Below are 17,754 nucleotides of genomic sequence, written 5' to 3' on the forward strand. Positions count from 1 at the left end.
GATCCATCCGAGATGACGGAGCGAGTTGAACGCCCCGCCGATCACGTCTTCGTTCGCGTTCATATCCAACTGCCCTCGTACATATAAGGGCATCGGATCACGTCCCCGCCGGAAACCGCATCCGGCGAGGACTTCCGCGTACTCCGACCGACGATCCCCTATCGTATAAGGGCGTCGTATCGTGACGCCGTCGATCGGCGTCAGTCGCGGTGAGTCCGAGTGCCTCGAGATGGACGGCAACGGAGTGGTCCGCTGGCGTCGCGAGGGCGGATATGATGCCTACCTCCGTGCCGGGTCACGGCCGGAGGGAACGTGACGGCGTGCGCCACGTCGTTCGCATTAGTGTCGGATGCCCGGGCAACATATAAGGCCGTCGGACGAGACCGGCATCGGAACCCGATACCATGGCACGATTTTCCGCGAGATCATTGCTGGAGTGACACTAATAAATGCAGCGACTGCTCGAGCGAGTCGAAGCGCCGTCTCGAGAATGTCACGCGGGCGGAGGTCGGCCGGTCATCCCGCCCTTGTAGGGAGTCGGACCGAATGATACCCGCGTGCTCGCACTCGAGCGTGCACGCGCAAGAAGGCTTCGTGTCGCGGACCAACGGCGGGGCCAACGCATCGATGCCGATAAACCACGTGCGTTGCAAGAGGGAGACGAATGGTCCGGGACCCGTTCGCTTCGGAGTCGACGCCGTCGGCAGAGGAGATCTGCTCTGCGCTGGACGATCCCGACTGCCGCGAGATCATCCGCAATCTCGAGGAGCCACTGACCGCGTCGGAGCTATCGAAGCGGTGTGAGATTCCGCAGTCGACGCTGTACCGGAAACTCGAATTGTTGACCGAAGCGACGCTGCTCGAGGAGTCGACCGAGATTCGACAGGACGGCCACCACGCGAGCAAGTACTCGATCGCGTTCGACGAAATCACGCTCGGGTTGGACGAGGAGCGGTCGCTGACGGTCCAGATCGAACGGCCGGCGCGAACGGCGGACGAACGGCTCGCGGAACTGTGGTCGGAGGTGCGAAAGGAAACATGAATCCATTGCCCGCCGGCTCGGCCGAGACGATGTTCGCGCTGGCCGTCGTCAAGACGCTCGTGCTCGCGGTCGGGAGCGTCATTACGTACTTCGCGTTCAAGGCGTATCGTCGAACTCGACAGCCCGCACTGGGCTATCTCGCCGCAGGGTTCGGTCTCGTCACGCTTGGACTGGTTCTCGCCGGGATGTTGTACGAACTGCTCGATGTCGGGCTCGCGACGGGAATCTTACTCGAGAGCCTGCTCGTGTTGGCCGGTTTTCTCGTGATCGCGTACTCGTTGTACGTACAGTAAGGGTCGAACTCGAGGTCGGCCGGTCGCTACCCTCGCTGCGGACCAGTGTGGCCGCGGCTCGAGCCGGATGGGAATCGACACAACTCGGACGAACGGAAGTATCGAGGGTTCTATCCAGGGAGTAGTTCCACCGTCCAGTGATCGGGTTACCGATTGAGCGTGTGAATCGCGTGGCCGAGCGCGTTTTCGGCGGCCTCCATCACTGCCTCCGAGAGCGTCGGATGCGTATGAACCGTCGAGGCGACGTCCTCGAGGGTCGCGCCGAGTTCGATCGCAAGGCCGAGTTCGGCGATCAGTTCCGAGGCTTCGGGGCCGACGATCGAGGCGCCGAGGACATAGCCGTCCGCATCGTCGGCGACGATCTTGACGAAGCCGTCGGAGTCGCCGGTAGTCAACGCACGGCCGCTGGCGCGGAGCGGGAACTGACCGGTGACGGTCTCGAAGCCGGCATCTTCGGCCTCGGACTCGGTCATCCCGACGGTAGCGATTTCGGGGTCGGTGAAGACGGCCGCGGGCATGGCCTGGTGGTCGATCGCTGCGGGTTCGCCGGCGATCACCTCGGCAGCGACCTGCCCCTCTGTGCTGCCTTTGTGAGCGAGCATCGGTTCGCCGGCGACGTCGCCCACGGCGAAGATGTGATCGACGTTCGTGCGTGCGCGCGAATCGGTTTCGATGAACCCGCGGTCGTCGGTCTCGACGCCGGCTTCAGCCAGGTCGAGCGTGTCCGAGACCGGCTGACGGCCGACGGCGACGAGTACCTTCTCGGTGTCGAGTTCGAGGCGTTCGTCGGCGACGGCTTCGGCGCTTCCACCGTCGGCGGTGGCCTGTTCGGCCGGGTCGGCGACGACGCGGATCCCGCCGTCCTCGCGCTCGTCCCAGTCGGACGCGGTGTAGCCGAACTCGAAGTCGATCCCGAGGTCGGTCGCGCGCTGTTTGACCGGACGCTTGAGGTCGTCGTCGTATCCCGGCAGGATCGAGTCGAGCATTTCGATAACGGTCACGTCGGTCCCCAGTTTGGCGAAGACGCCGGCGAGTTCCATCCCGATGTAGCCGGCCCCGACGACGACCAGCGAGTCGGGGACGGAATCGAGCGCGAGCGCCTGTTTGGAATCCAGGACGGGCTCGTCGTCGAACTCGAAGTTCGGGATCTGGATGGGCCGCGAACCGGTTGCGACGATCGCGTGTTCGAACTCGAGCGTCTCCGAGCCCTGTCCCTCACCGCTGTGCGAGACGCGGACAGTGTTCTCGTCCGCGAAGTGGGCGGTGCCCTCGAGCAGATTGACCTGGTTCGCCTTGCAGAGTTTCTCGACGCCGCTCGTGAGTTGGTCGACGACGCCGTCTTTCCAGTCCATCATCCCGGCGAGATCGATCGCGGGATCGGCGTGAATCCCCATCTCCTCGGCGGAGGCGGCCTCGTGGGCGATATCCGTCGCGGTAATCAGTGCCTTTGAAGGGATACAACCGTAGTTCAGGCAGGTCCCCCCGTAGGCGTCTTTCTCGACGAGCGTGACATCCAAATCGAGTTGCCCGGCGCGGATCGCAGCCACGTAGCCAGCGGGTCCGGCACCGATTACCAGTACGTCCGTTCCAGTGGTAACATCTCCAACGACCATTGTTCAATTCGGACCGACGATCCGAAGCATACTGTAGGTGTTCCTTGGCGACGAACCAACGGGCGTCGTCACTCCGATTCGGTTCGATCGACGAGCACCGTATTCTCGCCGAGCGTCGTCTCGCCGAGCGCGAACTCCCGTTCGGTCAATCGGCTGTTGATACCCAGGAACGTATCGCCCTCGAGACTCAACTCGTCGTCGATTTCGACGACATCAGCGCCGACGTGGGCCGGTTTCCCGGAGGCGACGATCGACTCGATCGCGGCCCGTTCGTCGTCAGTTTCGAACGGCCCACAGAACACGGCAAACGACTGTGGATCGGACGCGGGGAGCGGATACTGGCGGCGAACCGAATCGCGCTCGATACACGCGAGGTCGTCGTCGTCGATGAAGAACAGGCGGTGGCCCGACGGCGTATCCCCGACGGTTCCGTCGCCGCCGTCGGCCGTCGCCGTCGGTGCTGCGGGCCTGCCCCCGTCGACACCGCTCCCGCCATCGCCGTCGAAGCCGCCATCTCCCGGCGAGGATGCCGGTGAAGGAGTCGCCGACGCCGATCCGGTATGGCGGAGATAGAGTTCGAGCATCGACTGGAGCCCTGCTTTCGTGCCGCGTCGTTTGTACAGCGCCGGTGCTCGAGAGAGCAGTTCCCGCCGTGCGTCCTCGGGCCAGTTCTCGTCGGTCTCGACCGCGAGCCACTGCTCGAGCCACGAGAGGGCCTCGCTCGGAACGGCATCGGGGTCGAAGTAGCGGCCGATGTCGTCGATTTCGGCCTCGATATCGGCGAAGACGGACTCGAAGACGGAGAGGTACTGTTCTAGGAACGCGGCCGACCGATCGTCCTCCTGGTAGAGTTCCGGAAGGTATCGGAGGTACGACTGGCGCGGACAGAACGCCGTCACGGAGTCGACACGCGGCGATGACTGCGGGCTTCCGTCGAGTTCGAGCGCGACGAACAGGTATCGACCGACGGCGTCCCGCAAGAAGACGTCGTCCGGGTTCAGGGAGTCGACGGTCGTCCAGTGGGCGTCGGCGTGTGCCGCAAGCGCGTCGATCGCTGCGGTCCGCCAAGCGTCTACGTCCGACCGGGACCGATCCGGTAGCGCCGCTGCGAGCCGGTCGCTGTCGCGACGGGCAAGCTCCCAGACGGAGGTAACGCCCAGATCACGCAGCGAATCGGCCGCGTCGGCCGGTATCGCATCGAGGTCCGCGAAATCAGCGTCGCTGGGCATCGGGTGGTTCGTCGCGAGATATCGGACCCGGACCTGCGTGCTCGCGGTCAGCTGGGAGAGCTCGAGCGCGATGCGGTGCCACTCGGTGTCGTCCGAGCCGGAATCGTATCGGTGGAACGCGTCGCCGACGTGGCGGTCCCGTCGCGGGTGGCGCGCGTGACGCTGTCGCTCCCGAAGCAACTGACCGGAGCCGTTCGAACCGGTAACCGCGTACAGCTCCCGCCGGTCGTCGGGTGCGGTCGGTCGAGCGGCGAGGGTCCGACAGGACCGGTCGAACCGGTGGCGTTCGCGGAAGGTTCCCGATTCGGGGTCGCGCTCGAACAGGGCCGGCAGTTCGTCCTCGAGTCGGCCGGCGATGAAGAGCGTGTCGTCGACCACCGAGAGCGCAGTCGGGGAGAACTCGCTGCCCGCCGCGACGAACTCGGCGTCCGTAATCGGGAACCGATCGGTGGCGTCGTTGTCCCCGAACGTCCGGACGATCGGGTCGCCGTCGTTACGGTCGAGCACGTATCCGCAGCCGTCCGCACCGACGGTGAGGTCGGTCGGGTCGACGAGCCACCAGTCGATAGTCAGCTCGGGACTTCCGTCTCTGCCGACGGTCCGGATACGACCAACGTCATCGAGGAGATAGAGGCGGCCACCACCGTGGGCGATCCCGATCGGGTCGGTCGCGTCGGTCTCGATGGTTCCGATCGTCCGCTGGAGTTGCGGTGCGATGACGGTGATGGAACCGTCGGTTCCGTCCGCGATGAAGGCCCGATCGTCGTCGACACAGAGCGCACACGGATCGACGACATCGCCGGCGGAACGGGTCCACAGGCGTTGTGTGATGTCCGTCGTCGGATCGTGGCGATAGAGCGACCCCGACGTGTGAAGGCTGTACAGATCGCCGTTCGAATCCATCGCTGCGTCGACGACGCTGTCGTCGATCGCCGACCGCTCGATGGCAACCGTCGTCGCCAGTCCGATCCCCTCCTCGCGGACGTCGACGTTTCGCCCGATCCACTCCCGCCAGTCCGCGGTACTCGTCGTCGTCGCGTATGAAAAGTCCATGAGTTAGGTCCCCCCGTCGGTCGAATCGGTTCGGATCGAGAGATCCGTCGTCACGTCTTTGACGGCGAACAGCGAGGTGTCGTCGATCCGGACGGTCCCGTCGTCGATCGTCGCACCGCCGTGGGCGACGATCGTGACTTCGCTAACCCGGTCTATCACGTCCAGTTCCGCGATCCGGTCGACGAGTTCCGAGCGGTGTAACGCCTCGCCGAACGGCCATCCCGTTCCGTCACCTCCCGTCAGGGGATGGACGAACTCCTCGATGGCCGTCCGAACGGCGACATCGTGACCACCGCCGGCGTATCGAGCTCTGGCCCGGCCGGTAACCGAGATATCGAGGCCGACGTACCGGGGTCCCATCACGCGGACTCGATCGCTCAGCAGTTTCCGGTCGCCGATGTGCTGCCTGACGGCGCGCAGGAACCCCTCGCTCGGTTCCGGCATCCCCACGTCCGGCGGCGCGAAGGGGACGACGACGACGGTGATCTCGCCGTCCTCGACGAGCACGTTCGTCCGGCCGATCCTGAGCCCGGGCGTATGTGCGGCGACGTACCGGTAGTCGTCGGCAGTGATCGCCCGGTACGGGATCCGACGGTCGCGCCGCACGCGGTCGAGCGCGTCGTCGATGGTCTCCCTCGCAGCGCCCCCGGTCGCGGCGGCCATCGGTGTCGCCTCGATGTCGCTCCCGTCGATCGGTCCCTCGAGCGAGACGTCGGGATCGGCGAGATGCCAGATCGTCTCGGCCGGAACGTTTCCGGCCTCGCCGCCGCCGGCAACGTAGTCGGCGACGACGGTGGCGTCGGCGGACGGAACCCGACCGTGATTGCCATCGCCGAAGGTGACGGTTCCCGCCTCGCGGTCGAGGACGAAGTGTCTATCGTCGGGCCCGGAGGAATCGAAGTCGGGAACCGCCTGCCACCGTTGCCCGTCGACGAACACCGTCGCGGAGAGTACCGGCGACCGCTCGAAGGCGTACGTCTGGCCGTCGAGCGCCGGCGTCTCGTGCGGGCGGCCGACCCGCGTCAGCGCTTCGTCGCGGACCGACACCCGATGGCTGACCGAGACGACGTTCGGCTCGATGGCGTCGAACTGCGGCGGGATCTCGTGTCCGGCCGTCTCGAGACGACACCGGAGCCACGGTCGCTCCGACGACCGGACGGCAGCCGGCGGTTCGGGCGTGTCCGCGCCGCCTGTCACCGTTCGGTCGTCGGGGAGGACCAGTTCGATCCGACCGCTCCGATAGAACGCGTTCGTCCCGTCGGCCGCGACCGAAAGCCGGTGCCACGCGTCGTCGTCCCCGCGGCGATACTCCCAGACGGGTTCGACCGAAGGTTCGAACGACGACTCGAGCGAGCCGTGGGTCGCCGGCTCCGGGAGATTGTCCTCGTGATAGCTGACGGTCAGGGTCAGCGTCCCGGCGTGTGCGAAGGGGTCGCCATCGAACCCCAGATAGCAGGCGTCTCCCGCGGTCGCGTCGGCACCGAACGCGCGGTAGAACATCCCGTCGGTCCGGTTCGCGTGCGTGTTGTCGGTCCGCCCGCTATCGGTCACCGTCAGCACGCGCTCGAGGGTCGCCGCGGTCAGCGTGACCGCGTGGTCGGTCTCGAACCGGTAGCTCGCGTCGGCGTCGTTGGTATCGGTGACCGAGAACTGCGTCCCGGCGGGGAGCCGTCCCCACGCAGCGTCGGTCGGCAGCGACAGTCGCAGACGCGTCGACGCCGGCGTCGGCGGCCGTCGACGCTCGCCCATCAGTGCGAGGTACTTCTCGCGGTGATCGTCGGTGACCCTGTCGAGTTGATAGACGTACGTTTCGGTCAGCCAGGACAAGACCTCGAGGATCGTGATCCCGGGATCGTGCGGATTGGCGTCGGTCCACTCGTCGGCGTAGGCCGGGATGAGGTTCGTGGCCTCGGACAGGATCTCCTCGTAGGTTCTGTCGTCGAGTTCCGGAACGTCAATACCCACGTCGATCACCCCCGGGCGATGGCCGGCTACGACGGTCGGGTCGAAGTGCGTCGATCACGAGCGATCCGCCTCCATCGTGACCGCCACGTCGTGACCGCCGCTGCAGACGAGCACGTCCGACGGGAGGGGTGGCCCCGTCTCGCGCTCGGACAGGGAGCGTTGCTCGCCGCCCACCTCGATCGTCGCATCCAGATCGACCACGTCAGCGACGTGGTCCGCACCGTCGACGAGATCGGCCAGCGCGTCGACCGACGGTGCCTCGCCGAAGGCCCACCCGTCGCCCCCGTTGCCGTCGAGGGGGTGCAGGAACTCGTCGAGCCGTCGTTCGATCGCTGCCTTCAGCAGCGAGACGCTCGTGCTGTCGGCCATGGACACCGCGACCGAGACCGATAGCTCGGCGTAGCTCGGTCCGCGGACGACGATCCGGGACGTTTCGGACTCCACGAGCGAGGCTGGCGCACGGTCGCGGACCGTCTCGCGAACCCGTTGTTTGAGTTCCATCGACGGCACCGGTTTCTCTCGCTGTGCATAGGGAACGATCAGGAGGGTGACGCTGCCGGCCTCGACGGCCCCGTCCGGATCGCACTTGACTTTCGACAGTTCACGAAACGCCGCGTTCGCGACCCGCTCGTAGTCGGTCGGCGTAACTGCCCGATCGCGGTGTTTGAGCTGGTTCGTGGTTCGTTCGACGAGCGCATCCCTGGACTCGGCATCGGCCCCGCCGTCGGCGGGCTTCGGGTTCGAGACGTCCTCGGCCAGCGAGATCGAACTCTGTAGATCGGTGATCGTGTCGGCCGCGACGTTCCCGTCGCGCCCGCCGCCGGTCGTATACGTGACTGTAATGTTCCCCTGTCCGGCCGGCGGGATCCGACCCCGGTTGCCGTCGCCGAAGCTGACGGTCCCGTCGATCCTGTCGACGACGTAGTGGCGGTCGGTCGCCTCGGACTCCAAAAAGTCCGAGACCTGCTGCCATCGGATCCAATACTCCGTCACGTCGCCGCTGGCGTCGGTGACGCGTCGAACGTCCTCGGGCCGCTCCGAGCGGAGGGCGCGCCGTTCGCTGGTCGACACCGTCTCGGACTCGTCGACCCACACGTCGACGTCGATGACCGGCGCGTGGGCACACGCGAACGATTGCTCGTGGGTACCGTCGCTCGAGCCGAGGACTTCGTCCTCGATCGTCCGCGTGTTGTAGGCCCACTGCGTGTTCGGATACAGTCCATCGAGGGTCGGCGGGGCTGTGGTCCGGTCCCGGGGCTGATCGGCTTCGGGGGCCGACTGCGAGCGGTCGCTCGGTCGCCAGTCGAACTCGTCCTGGGTGACCCGGACGCGGATCCAGTGGCAGCACCGACCGAAGCGGTCGAACGCGGTCGTCGGTTCGGGGAAGGTCAACTCGACGATGCCACGCTCGGTCAGCCCGCCGGTCCGGTCCCGAACGGTGAGTTTCGACCACTCGTCGGCGTCGGGGTCCACGCAGTACTCCCAGCGCATGCCGGGATCGAACGAACGCGGATAGGTGACATCCTCGATCGGGACGAAAAACGTAAGCGGACCGTTTCGGAGCGTTTCGTCGAAGCCCAGATACAGCGTCTGCGTGTCTTCGGGGAGTTCGTCGAACGGCGAGATCGGCGATTCGCTCTCCGCGAGGTCGCCGCTGATGGCGGCGTTGTTGCGCGTCCGAATCGTCTCGAACGACTGCATCCCGCGGTCGTAGTGAATCGAGATGTCGCCGAAACAGGGCGGATCGGGCGAGTTGACGACCGACCCCCGCGTGCCGGCGTCGGTGACGCCGAACGACGGCTGTCCGTAGTTCCCACTGACCAGCCGAGCGCGGACCCAGACGTTTTCGTGACCGGACACCGCCGTCGGTTCGATGTCCTCGGGAACGGTAAAACGAACGTGGCCGGCCCGCCGAAGCGCGTTCGTCTCGTCCTCGAGAACGGTCAGTCGGTTCCAGCCGCTGCCGGTCCAGTACTCCCAGGAGAGTTCCGGCGGCCCGCCGAGCACCCCGACGCCCTCGGCCGCCGATGTACCGTCGGCGTCGATGTCGACTTCGCCGGGTGTGTCGGCATCGGTTACGGCATCGAGTTCGTCCGCGTCCGGATCGGCGGGCGGGTCGAACCGCACTTCGACGACCCCGCCCCGCTTGGTAAAGGCCTCTTCCGAGGCGATATAGAACGTCGCTGGCGGCTGGGGCAGCCGACCGAGCGGCCGAACGTCCCCGTCATCCGTCGAGAGCGGAACGTCGTTCGAACGCAGCGAGTCGGGAGAGAGTCCGTCCTCGCTCGGATCGCGGCCGACGCTGGCCGAGATCGATTCCAGGTGCAACGAGAACACGTCCGGATCGGGCTCGTCATCGTCGATCCGACACCGAAGCCATCGACTTTCGACGCCGTCGACCGCGTGTTCGACCGGCGTTCCGGGAAGCCGAAACCGCAACTCGAGCCGATCGCCATCGCCGGATCCCGGGGCGGAAGACTGGAGCCGTTCCTGTAGCAGGTCGAGCCGAATAGCGTCGTCGGCCGCCTCGTCGTCAGTCCACTCCTCGAGTCGGTGCCATCCCTCCGTTCCGTCCTCCTCGCCGTAGTACTCCCAGACGGCGTCGGTCTCGAGGACGGGATTGTCGGTGGCCATCTCGGCGGTGATCGTGATCGGCGAGCCCGGCTCGAGAGTCAGCAGGTCGCTGTGTGCCAGATAGAGAACGTGTTCCTGGATACTGTCGCCGGTGAACAGTTCGACCGGCTCGTCGGCGGTCCGAACGTCGCCGTGGTCGACGATTCGATCGGCGGCGGGATCGACGGAGAGCACGTCCGTCAGCGATGCCCCAGTCGCTTCGAACCCGTCGTCCTGTGGAATTTCGAAGATCTGGTCGGGACCGTCGCTCGGTTCCGCGACGGCCTGTGTCCCCCCGGGGATCGCGACGTTGCGATCGATATCGGCCGAGACCGAAAACGTCAGTGGAAGCCGTGCGGCCTGGGGCGGTCGCCTATCGAACCCGAGCGCGTCGAGGAACGCGATTCGGTGTTTCGCCGGGACGTCGTTCAGCCGCCGGATGACGTCGGCACCGAGCTGGGAGAAGATCCGCAAGAGCACGGTGGCGTTGTCGTCCGTCGACGGGTCCCATGATTCGGTGTACTGATCCGCGAGGGTCCGTAACTCGGCGTACAGATCCTCCCGATCCCTGTCGTCGACGACCGGTGGCCGACTCATCCGTCGCCCTCCGTGATGTAGAACGGATACACCATGTTCGAGAGGCTGTTTGTCGTCCGGACCCGGTACTCGATGTCGATAAGGACCTTGTTCGGCGATTCGTCGTCCGTTCGAGCATCGATGTCCTCGATATCGATCCGCGGCTCCCACTGGACGAGCGCCTCGCGAACGCTGCTCTCGATGAGGTTCAGCGTCGCCGGCGTCGCGGCCGAAAACACGTGGTCGTGGATCTCACAGCCGAATTCGGGTCGCATCACTCGCTCACCCTTGGCCGTTCCGAGAATGATCCGGATCGACTCGCGGATGTCGTCCTCGGCCTCGGACGTTCGGACCGAGCCACGGGCATCGGTCTCGACCGGAAACGACCAGCCGGTTCCGAGAAACTCGTCGGACATGAGTCAGCCGATCATGACCGTCGAACACCCGCTCGCGATCGTGTTGGGCGGTCCGCTCTCGATGATCGTATCGCCCATTCTCGCCGCGGGCATCTTGTTGATCAGGACGCTCGTACTCCCCTTGGTCACGGTGCCGCCGACGTGGGGCACGGGCCCGGTCGTGAGCGGACACGTATGCACGTCCGCCAGCGCTCGCCACGCGGGCCGCTTCCCGATCAGGACGTTCGGACTGCCGGTCCCGGTCAGCGGCGTCCCGTGTGCCGTCTGATCGCCGACTCTCGCTGCTGGTTGCATTTGACTCTATTTTAATTCAAGGTAATTAGTTTCCCTTTAACTTTTACCATCCCGGTCCCGTCGACGTTAACCATCGATCCGGAGAGCGCGAGTTTCGCCTTACTATCGACGTTGACCGGTCCCTTCCCTTTGATCTTGACGCCCTTCTTGCCCGTGATCTCTACGGAGTTTCCGTCGAGGGAGATCGTCGATGCCGAGAGTTCGAGTTCCGATTTCGCGTCGATCGCAACCGAACCGCTGTCGGAATCGAGCGTAATGCTGTTGTCGTTGGACTCGTCACTGATCCTGATCGTCTCCGAACTGCCCGAGTCGTCGATCACGATCTCGTTGCCGCCGGTCGTTCGAATCGTAATACTGCCGTCGTCGGCGTCGTCGAACGCGATCACGTGATCGCTCCGGGAGCGGACTTCGCGGATATCGTTGTTCCCGTCGCCGTTTTTCTGCGGTGGTTTCTGCTTGCCGTTCCACAACGACCCGATGACGAACGGCTTGTGAATGTCACCGTTCTCGAACGCGACCAGTACCTCGTCGTCGATCTCCGGCAGAAAGTAGCTCCCGTACTCGTTGCCGGCCATCTCGGTGGCGATCCGCGCCCAGTGACTCTCGTCGTCGGCGTCGCGCCACGGGAACTGGAGTTTGACCCGCCCGAGATCCTTCGGGTCCTCGTTGTCCGTCACGATGCCGACGGCGACGCCGCGAATACCGCCGTCGTCCGCGCCCCCGTCGTCGATGAACCCGGACGGCTTCACGAGGACACCTCCGTTACCTCGAAGGACGTCCGATAGCCGGCGCTTCCCATCCGGTGAGTGGCTTCGGTGACGTAGTAGTCGGCGGAGAATCGGCCCCCCAGCTCCTCGAGTCGAATAACGCTGCCGGCCCTGATTTCGGGGGTGCCGTCGGCCTCACCGTGACCGGTGATGACGCCGTCGGAGAATCGATTCAACTTCGTTTCGGCGACCCGTTTCGCTTCGTCCCGTGACATTGCTTGTACTCTGAAAACCTCCTTGTAGTTCGCGTTCGTACTGCCGGCGGTCGCGACGATCTCGGATTTGTTCTGTTCGTCCCAGCTCCGGACCTCGACCTCGTCGATCTGAGACCGCCGTGTGATTTCGGCGTAGAAATCGTGAAGCGCTTCGCCGTACCACAGTTCGGCGACCGGGCCGTCGCCGTCGCCTTTCGCGGAGCGGGGGCGGAAGCGAACGGTGTCCCGCTCGGCGTAGAACTCGAATCCGTAGGTCTCGGCCAACTGCTGGAGGAACCGATAATCGCTCTGGCCGTCCTGAATCAGCTTTTCGCGTTTGATCGACGCGTCGGAGACGTCGACCGTCGAAAACGGGTACGACGACAGCACGTCCTCGACGGCCGTCCCGACCGTCTCCTCCGCCCACGAGTCCGAGCGGGTTCCCTGCATGAGTTCCCAGAGCAGGCCGTAGCCCGACACCGTGACCGACGGTCCGCGGTCGGTCGTGAACTCGGCGTTGATCGAGCGGATGGAACCGGTCAACAGCGGCGTCAGCGTCCCGTCACCGCCGTACCCCATCGCGATTTCGACGTCCGTTCCGACCGCGAAATCGTCCCAGGTCAGGCCGCTGAACTCCCCGAGCTCCTCGTCGAACGGGAAGTTCAGGGTAAACGAAAACCGATCCGCGCCGTCGAGGGTCGTCTCGACGACGAGATCGGCGATCCGGCCGCCCGGCTCCTGGAACTTCGTGTCGCCGATATCGACTTTGAACCGCGGCGAATAACGCGGCTGGATGTTCGTTCCGGTACTCATGACTACAGCGGGGGTAGTTCGAGTTTGTCACCCGCTTCGATCGCGCGGGGATCCTCGATGTCGTTGTGATCGGCGATCGTCCGCCAGTGCGACGAGTCGCCGTACTCCTCGGCCGCGATCAGCCACAGAGTGTCACCGTCGGTAACAGTCCAGACCTTCGTCTTGTCCGTCGACTCCGGCGACACCTCGGATTTGTGATAGTCGGCCGTCTTGTACTCCATGAACACGACGTTCACTCGAGCGCGGACGGGAACGCCACTGGGAAGGAACTTCGTGAACTGCTTGTTCGCCCGCTGAACGAGGGCGGTGAAGTCGATTCCGTCACCCCAGACGAACCGACAGACCGGCGGCGCGTGCAACTCGCCGTCGACCGACAGCAGCGTATCGATGTGTTTCGTATATCGCTCGCGGACGTCGACCCGCTCCGTGTCGGGCGACCCCTTCGAATCCAGTTCGTCGCTCGTATCGAAAAACAGCTCCATCGACAGCGTCTCCGCGTTCCCGTCGACGAACTGCATGATCGACGCCCCCGATCCGGTCGCCTTCAGTTCGCCGTAGTTGACGCTCTTCTCGACCGTGTAGGCGTTCGGGTTGAACTTACAGTCGATCGTCTCGCCCTTCTGTTTCCCGTTCAGGATCATGATCTGGGCTTTCTCGAGTTTGCCGCTGCCACTCATCTACAGCCCCCTCCGTTCGCGCTCGACCCTGATTTTCCGCTCGAGCTTCCGGTAGAGTTCCTGAACGGCGCGATCGACATCGGCGTCGAACCGCGGGTCCGTGCCGGACGACAGATCGACACTGTCGAACCGGTTCCGGCCGTGACGGTCCTGATCGGACCGACGACCCCGTGACGGCTCCGACCGCCGCTCCGTGGACTGCTGGGGTCGGTCGATCGACGACCGCTGGCGGTCGTTCAGTCTCGACCCTACGTCGTCGTTCAGTCCCGATCCTCCATCGTCGTGACCGACTACCGACCCGGTCTGGGCGGGTTCCCGGCTGCGCTTCGACCCGAATCCGGATCGCGTCCGATCACCGCCAGTCTCCTTTCGACCCGACGGTCCGCGTCGCTCACGGCCGGAGCCGTGTCCCGGCGTCGCGCGGCTCGTCGTCGATTCTCGAGTCGCTCCGCTCGGTGTCGTCGAATCGCGCGGCGTTGCGTTCGAACGGTTCGGTCCACCCCGGTCGACGGACGGCGCATCCGTCGTCGACGACCGTCGATAGGTCAGCGACGGTCGGTCTGACGCTGCACTCGTTTGCATCCCGTTCACACCCGTACGTTCCTCTGTTGATTCAATAGTATTAGTTGTTGGTTTATTTTTCGGGGCGTTCGACATCCGAGACTGTCCCGGCGACGTCGACGGGGCCACCGCGTCCGTCGTCGGTTCGGGCACGTCTTCTCGAGTCCGGAGCGAAAGCGACGGGGTATCGACTGCAGCGTGACCGCTTCGTCCCTCGTCCGGTGATCCATCCGTCGCAGCAGGCCCCGTCGACGGCCGTCGACGCATCCGGAGCCGTGACTCGAACCGACGACGCTCGCTCGCGATCCCAGCCGTAGTCGACGGTCGATCCGACGCGGTCGACCCGAGACCGTCAGTCTCACCGGACTCCGTGGCGGCCGTGCCGACCCGTGCTCGTCTCGAGTTAGCAGCGCCGACGCGGTCTCGGTCTCGCCGCGGCGACGCGTCGGCCCGCTCCGCCGTCGATCCCGGGCGGACGGCGATCGTCGGCGGTCGCGCCGGACGGTGATCGGATCGGGAACTGGACCCGTCGGACACGCTCGCAGCGGCGGTGTCGGTACGGACCGAGCGACGAGTCGTGTGAGACTGGCCCGACGAGCCGGCCGCCGTCGTTCGCAGAACCGAAAGCGGCGTCCGTCGGTCCGACCGAGGTGCCCGACTAGCCGCTATACCGGTCGCCTCGACTGGCGCAGTCGCCGCCGACTCGGTCCTCGGGGTCGTGTCGGGTTCGACTGTCCCTCGAGCCGGTCGGGGTTGCGACTGAGCGGCTGACGCCGTGGTATCGACGCCCCGACTCTTCGATAGGCGCTGGCGCGTGGTCGAATCAGTTGCCGTCCGCTGGTCGATGCCAGTCGATCCGGTAGCCGGTTCCCGACCGCGCCAGTCTCCCGAGCGGGGACGTGAACCGGCACCGTCGTTTCGCTCGGACGGCGATCGGCTGGGAGCGGTTCGCTGTGCGTCGGTAGCCGACGGACGGTGTTGTGCCATCGCTCCCGTCGGTGAAGCACCGACCGTACTATCGCGATCGAGCCCGGTGACCACCGAGCGACCGTCTCGAGGCGACTGGGACCGCGGTCCGGTCGGATCGGTCACCGCGGGCGATCGATACTGAAGCGTTGCCGACTGCCTACCGAACTCCGCTCCGAACTGGGAGCCGACGGCCGATGTGAGCGGGTCCGAACGAGTCGGTCCGCGAGGGTTCGCGGAGACGCCGGACGGAGAGACGACGGTGTTCGTCGAATGCGTGTGTGTCGTCGTCCGGCTCGGCGTTTCATGAACGCGAGCCGAGATATCGGTCGACCGGGCAACGGAGCGAGCGGTCGGTCCCTGTGCACTTGCCGACCCTCCAACTGGCAACGTATCCGTCGACGCCGAGGCCGCGTCCGCGGCCGAATGGATCGTCGCCCCGACCGGTCCGGAGTCGGGGAACGAGGAATCACCCGTGGTCCGTTCCCGCTCGCGTCGTGTCCGGGACGAGTCCGGGCTCGAGTGGACTGTCCGAACCGTCCGATCGCCCCGTCCAGGTGACGGTCCCCGGTCGGAACGCAGCCGAAGGACCGGCATCCGGCCGCTCGAGTCCGGCAGGGTCGCGTCCGCTCGATCGCGTGGTGTCCCCGAATCGAATCGATGGCTGCTAGAGGCGACCGCTGTTCCGAGAGCCGTCGGGTTCGGGTCGGGAGACGCGGCTGCGGGTTCGGTGTCGGCAGCGGACGGCTGCTGGCTCCTCGAGATCGAGTGTGACGGTGCGGACGGCGTGTCGCTGTTCGATACCGTCACGGGCGTCGCAGTCGTCGCCCCGGGCGCCGCGCTCGAGCGAGATCGCTCGAGCGAACGAGTGCCCCTTTCCCCGTCGTCCAATCGCGTCAGAGAGACCGTCCCCGTCCGAGAGCCGCCCATTTGTGCGAGCGTCTCCCCTTCGGATCCGCCTCTCTGCGTGACTGTCCCCATCCCGGACCCTCGGCGCTGAGAGATCGTACCGGGCGAACCCGCAGTCACGGGGTCGCGCCGCGACGAGCGGACCGGTCCGGCGATCGGTTCCGAACGGGCCGCGGCTTCGGTTCCCTGTTGCGAACGGTGGGAACGCTCGCGTCCCATCACCGCCAGCCGCGGTCCTCTCGAGTTCAAGGACGCGGCTCCGCGGGGCTCCGTCGGCTCCCGCTCCGGTGACGGAGCGACGTCGGGATCGGTCACCCCTCGAGTCGGTCCCGTAGCCGCGACGGACCGAAGCGAATCGATACGCGTCGGTGCTCGAAGCGAGCCCGAATCGTCGTGCCGTGACGGGCCGGCCGCTGCTGAGTACCGAGTCGGGTCGGACGAGCGAGTGTCGGTCCAAGAGGGCACTGTTCCCGCTCGAGCCGACCCGTCGCTTCCGGCGCGGACGGCAGTCGCCGAAGACGGAACGGGCGTTGTATCCGACGGTCGACTCCACTCCGCCCGGACCACATCGGCGGCGTGGCGGTCGGTCGAATCCCCGATACCCGATCGATCCCGCGCCCATCCGACGGCAGCGTGGGTCGCGGCCGGGGTTCGCAGGCTCGAGGGATTCGCGTCGGACCGAAGCGGCGACGAAACGCGCGCCCGGCGATTGGGTTCCGGTGCTCCCATCTCGTCGGTTACGGTCCCCGAATTGGCCCCCGCGGTCGAGTGGCGCTCGACCACGAGTTCCGAACTCCGACGGTCCGACTGCCTCGCAGGGGGACGCGACGCCGACCGACGATCGGTCACGGAGACCCGGCCGGAACCCGTCCGCCACTCGTCCCGATCGCCGATTCGTGGCGACGACGCACGCCGTGAAAAACCAGTGGCAGTCGATCCGAGCGACCGAGTATCGGTGGTCGACCCCCCGAACCTGGGCGTGCGGTCGGCACGACGATCACCAGCCGGTCGGCCGCTCGCACTCGAGAACGCGCGGATAGGCGATTCAGTGGGTCCGACGCGTCCAGTCGTCGTGGCGCTGGTACTGGAACCGGATCGATAGTCGTCGACCACACGGGTCGGGTCCGTACCCGGCGGTGGCGATGGAGTCCCGGATACGGATGCGGCGTTCGGCTCGAATCGCCGCTGTGACTCGGCCGACTGTCGACCGGCGACCGAACCCGGAGACACGGTCAGTCGACGGTCAGTCGCGGCCGGCTCCGGCCGACCGTCAGCTGCGTGCGCGCCGCGAGCCTCGGTCGCCAACTCCAAGGGAGGGTACTGGTGCTGTCCTGCTTGGCTCGGAGCCGCCATGGCAGGGGTCGCGGTCGCCGGGGAATCACCCCGGGCCACTGTTTCGTGCCCCGTTCGATCGGTCCGAGGCGAGGCACGTGACTCTCGGAAGACGAACGCGGAACGAGAGGAGTCCACTGCAGCCGTCCCATCACGAAGCCCGCGCGAGTCCGTCGCCGTCACCCGCGACTGCCGTGGAATCCGATCGGTACCCGTCGCAATCACCGTCGGCCGGTGGCGACGCGGTCGCCGCAACTGGACCGCGACCGCTCGACCCGAGTCGGAGCCGGACGGTTGGCGGTCCGCGCCGGCGCTGGCCGTGATCGGATCAGCCGCTCCCGGCTCGATCGGCTGTGACCGACTACGGTGGGAGTCGAACCCGACCACTTCGTCGATCCGAGTCTGCCATGGGGCGCGCTTGCGGCCTTCGGCTGAGACAGG

General features: G+C 66.0%; 11 protein-coding genes. 2 read left to right on the plus strand and 9 right to left on the minus strand.

The genetic code is table 11. The annotated features are described in order from the left end of the window. Positions 1 to 664 precede the first annotated feature (664 nt). Together ALTAJ2_RS09040 and ALTAJ2_RS09045 are read left to right on the plus strand one after the other, a co-directional pair. Positions 665 to 1,042, plus strand: a complete 378-nt coding sequence (locus ALTAJ2_RS09040) for a winged helix-turn-helix domain-containing protein (protein ID WP_050031453.1) — start codon at positions 665 to 667, stop codon at positions 1,040 to 1,042. After that, on the plus strand, positions 1,039 to 1,335 hold the full coding sequence (locus ALTAJ2_RS09045; protein WP_050031454.1) for a DUF7521 family protein: 297 nt from the start codon (positions 1,039 to 1,041) through the stop codon (positions 1,333 to 1,335). Before ALTAJ2_RS09040 ends, ALTAJ2_RS09045 begins: the two co-directional genes overlap by 4 nt. 146 nt (positions 1,336 to 1,481) lie before the next feature. Here ALTAJ2_RS09045 and lpdA read toward each other — a convergent pair whose 3' ends face one another. The 9 genes from lpdA to ALTAJ2_RS09090 form a co-directional block, all read right to left on the minus strand. Continuing rightward, positions 1,482 to 2,948: a dihydrolipoyl dehydrogenase gene (lpdA, locus tag ALTAJ2_RS09050; RefSeq protein WP_050031455.1), complete on the minus strand. Its 1,467-nt coding sequence runs from the start codon at positions 2,946 to 2,948 to the stop codon at positions 1,482 to 1,484. A 68-nt stretch (positions 2,949 to 3,016) separates the two neighbouring features. Then, positions 3,017 to 5,230: a phage tail protein gene (locus ALTAJ2_RS09055; RefSeq protein WP_007109781.1), complete on the minus strand. Its 2,214-nt coding sequence runs from the start codon at positions 5,228 to 5,230 to the stop codon at positions 3,017 to 3,019. A 3-nt stretch (positions 5,231 to 5,233) separates the two neighbouring features. Continuing rightward, the gene (locus ALTAJ2_RS09060; RefSeq protein ID WP_007109782.1) at positions 5,234 to 7,204 is read right to left on the minus strand and encodes a putative baseplate assembly protein; all 1,971 of its coding nucleotides are present in this window, start codon (positions 7,202 to 7,204) and stop codon (positions 5,234 to 5,236) included. A 45-nt stretch (positions 7,205 to 7,249) separates the two neighbouring features. Continuing rightward, entirely contained in the window at positions 7,250 to 10,405 is a 3,156-nt protein-coding gene (locus ALTAJ2_RS09065) for a putative baseplate assembly protein (RefSeq protein WP_007109783.1), read from the minus strand. Then, a complete protein-coding gene (locus ALTAJ2_RS09070; protein WP_007109784.1) occupies positions 10,402 to 10,800 on the minus strand; it encodes a GPW/gp25 family protein in 399 nt (132 codons plus the stop codon). The genes ALTAJ2_RS09065 and ALTAJ2_RS09070 overlap by 4 nt, the downstream gene beginning before the upstream one ends. Before the next feature lie 3 nt (positions 10,801 to 10,803). Then, entirely contained in the window at positions 10,804 to 11,094 is a 291-nt protein-coding gene (locus tag ALTAJ2_RS09075) for a PAAR domain-containing protein (RefSeq protein ID WP_007109785.1), read from the minus strand. Positions 11,095 to 11,105: 11 nt separating this feature from the next. Further along, entirely contained in the window at positions 11,106 to 11,843 is a 738-nt protein-coding gene (locus ALTAJ2_RS09080) for a phage baseplate assembly protein V (RefSeq protein ID WP_007109786.1), read from the minus strand. After that, positions 11,840 to 12,868 (minus strand): phage late control D family protein, encoded by a 1,029-nt coding sequence (locus tag ALTAJ2_RS09085; protein WP_007109787.1) that lies wholly within the window; start codon positions 12,866 to 12,868, stop codon positions 11,840 to 11,842. Before ALTAJ2_RS09085 ends, ALTAJ2_RS09080 begins: the two co-directional genes overlap by 4 nt. A gap of 2 nt (positions 12,869 to 12,870) precedes the next feature. Then, positions 12,871 to 13,545 carry a CIS tube protein gene (locus ALTAJ2_RS09090; protein ID WP_006187166.1) on the minus strand — a complete coding sequence of 225 codons (675 nt, stop codon included), beginning with the start codon at positions 13,543 to 13,545 and terminating at the stop codon, positions 12,871 to 12,873. Positions 13,546 to 17,754: the final 4,209 nt, after the last annotated feature.

This window comes from Natrinema altunense (genome assembly GCF_000731985.1).
GTDB lineage: Archaea > Halobacteriota > Halobacteria > Halobacteriales > Natrialbaceae > Natrinema > Natrinema altunense.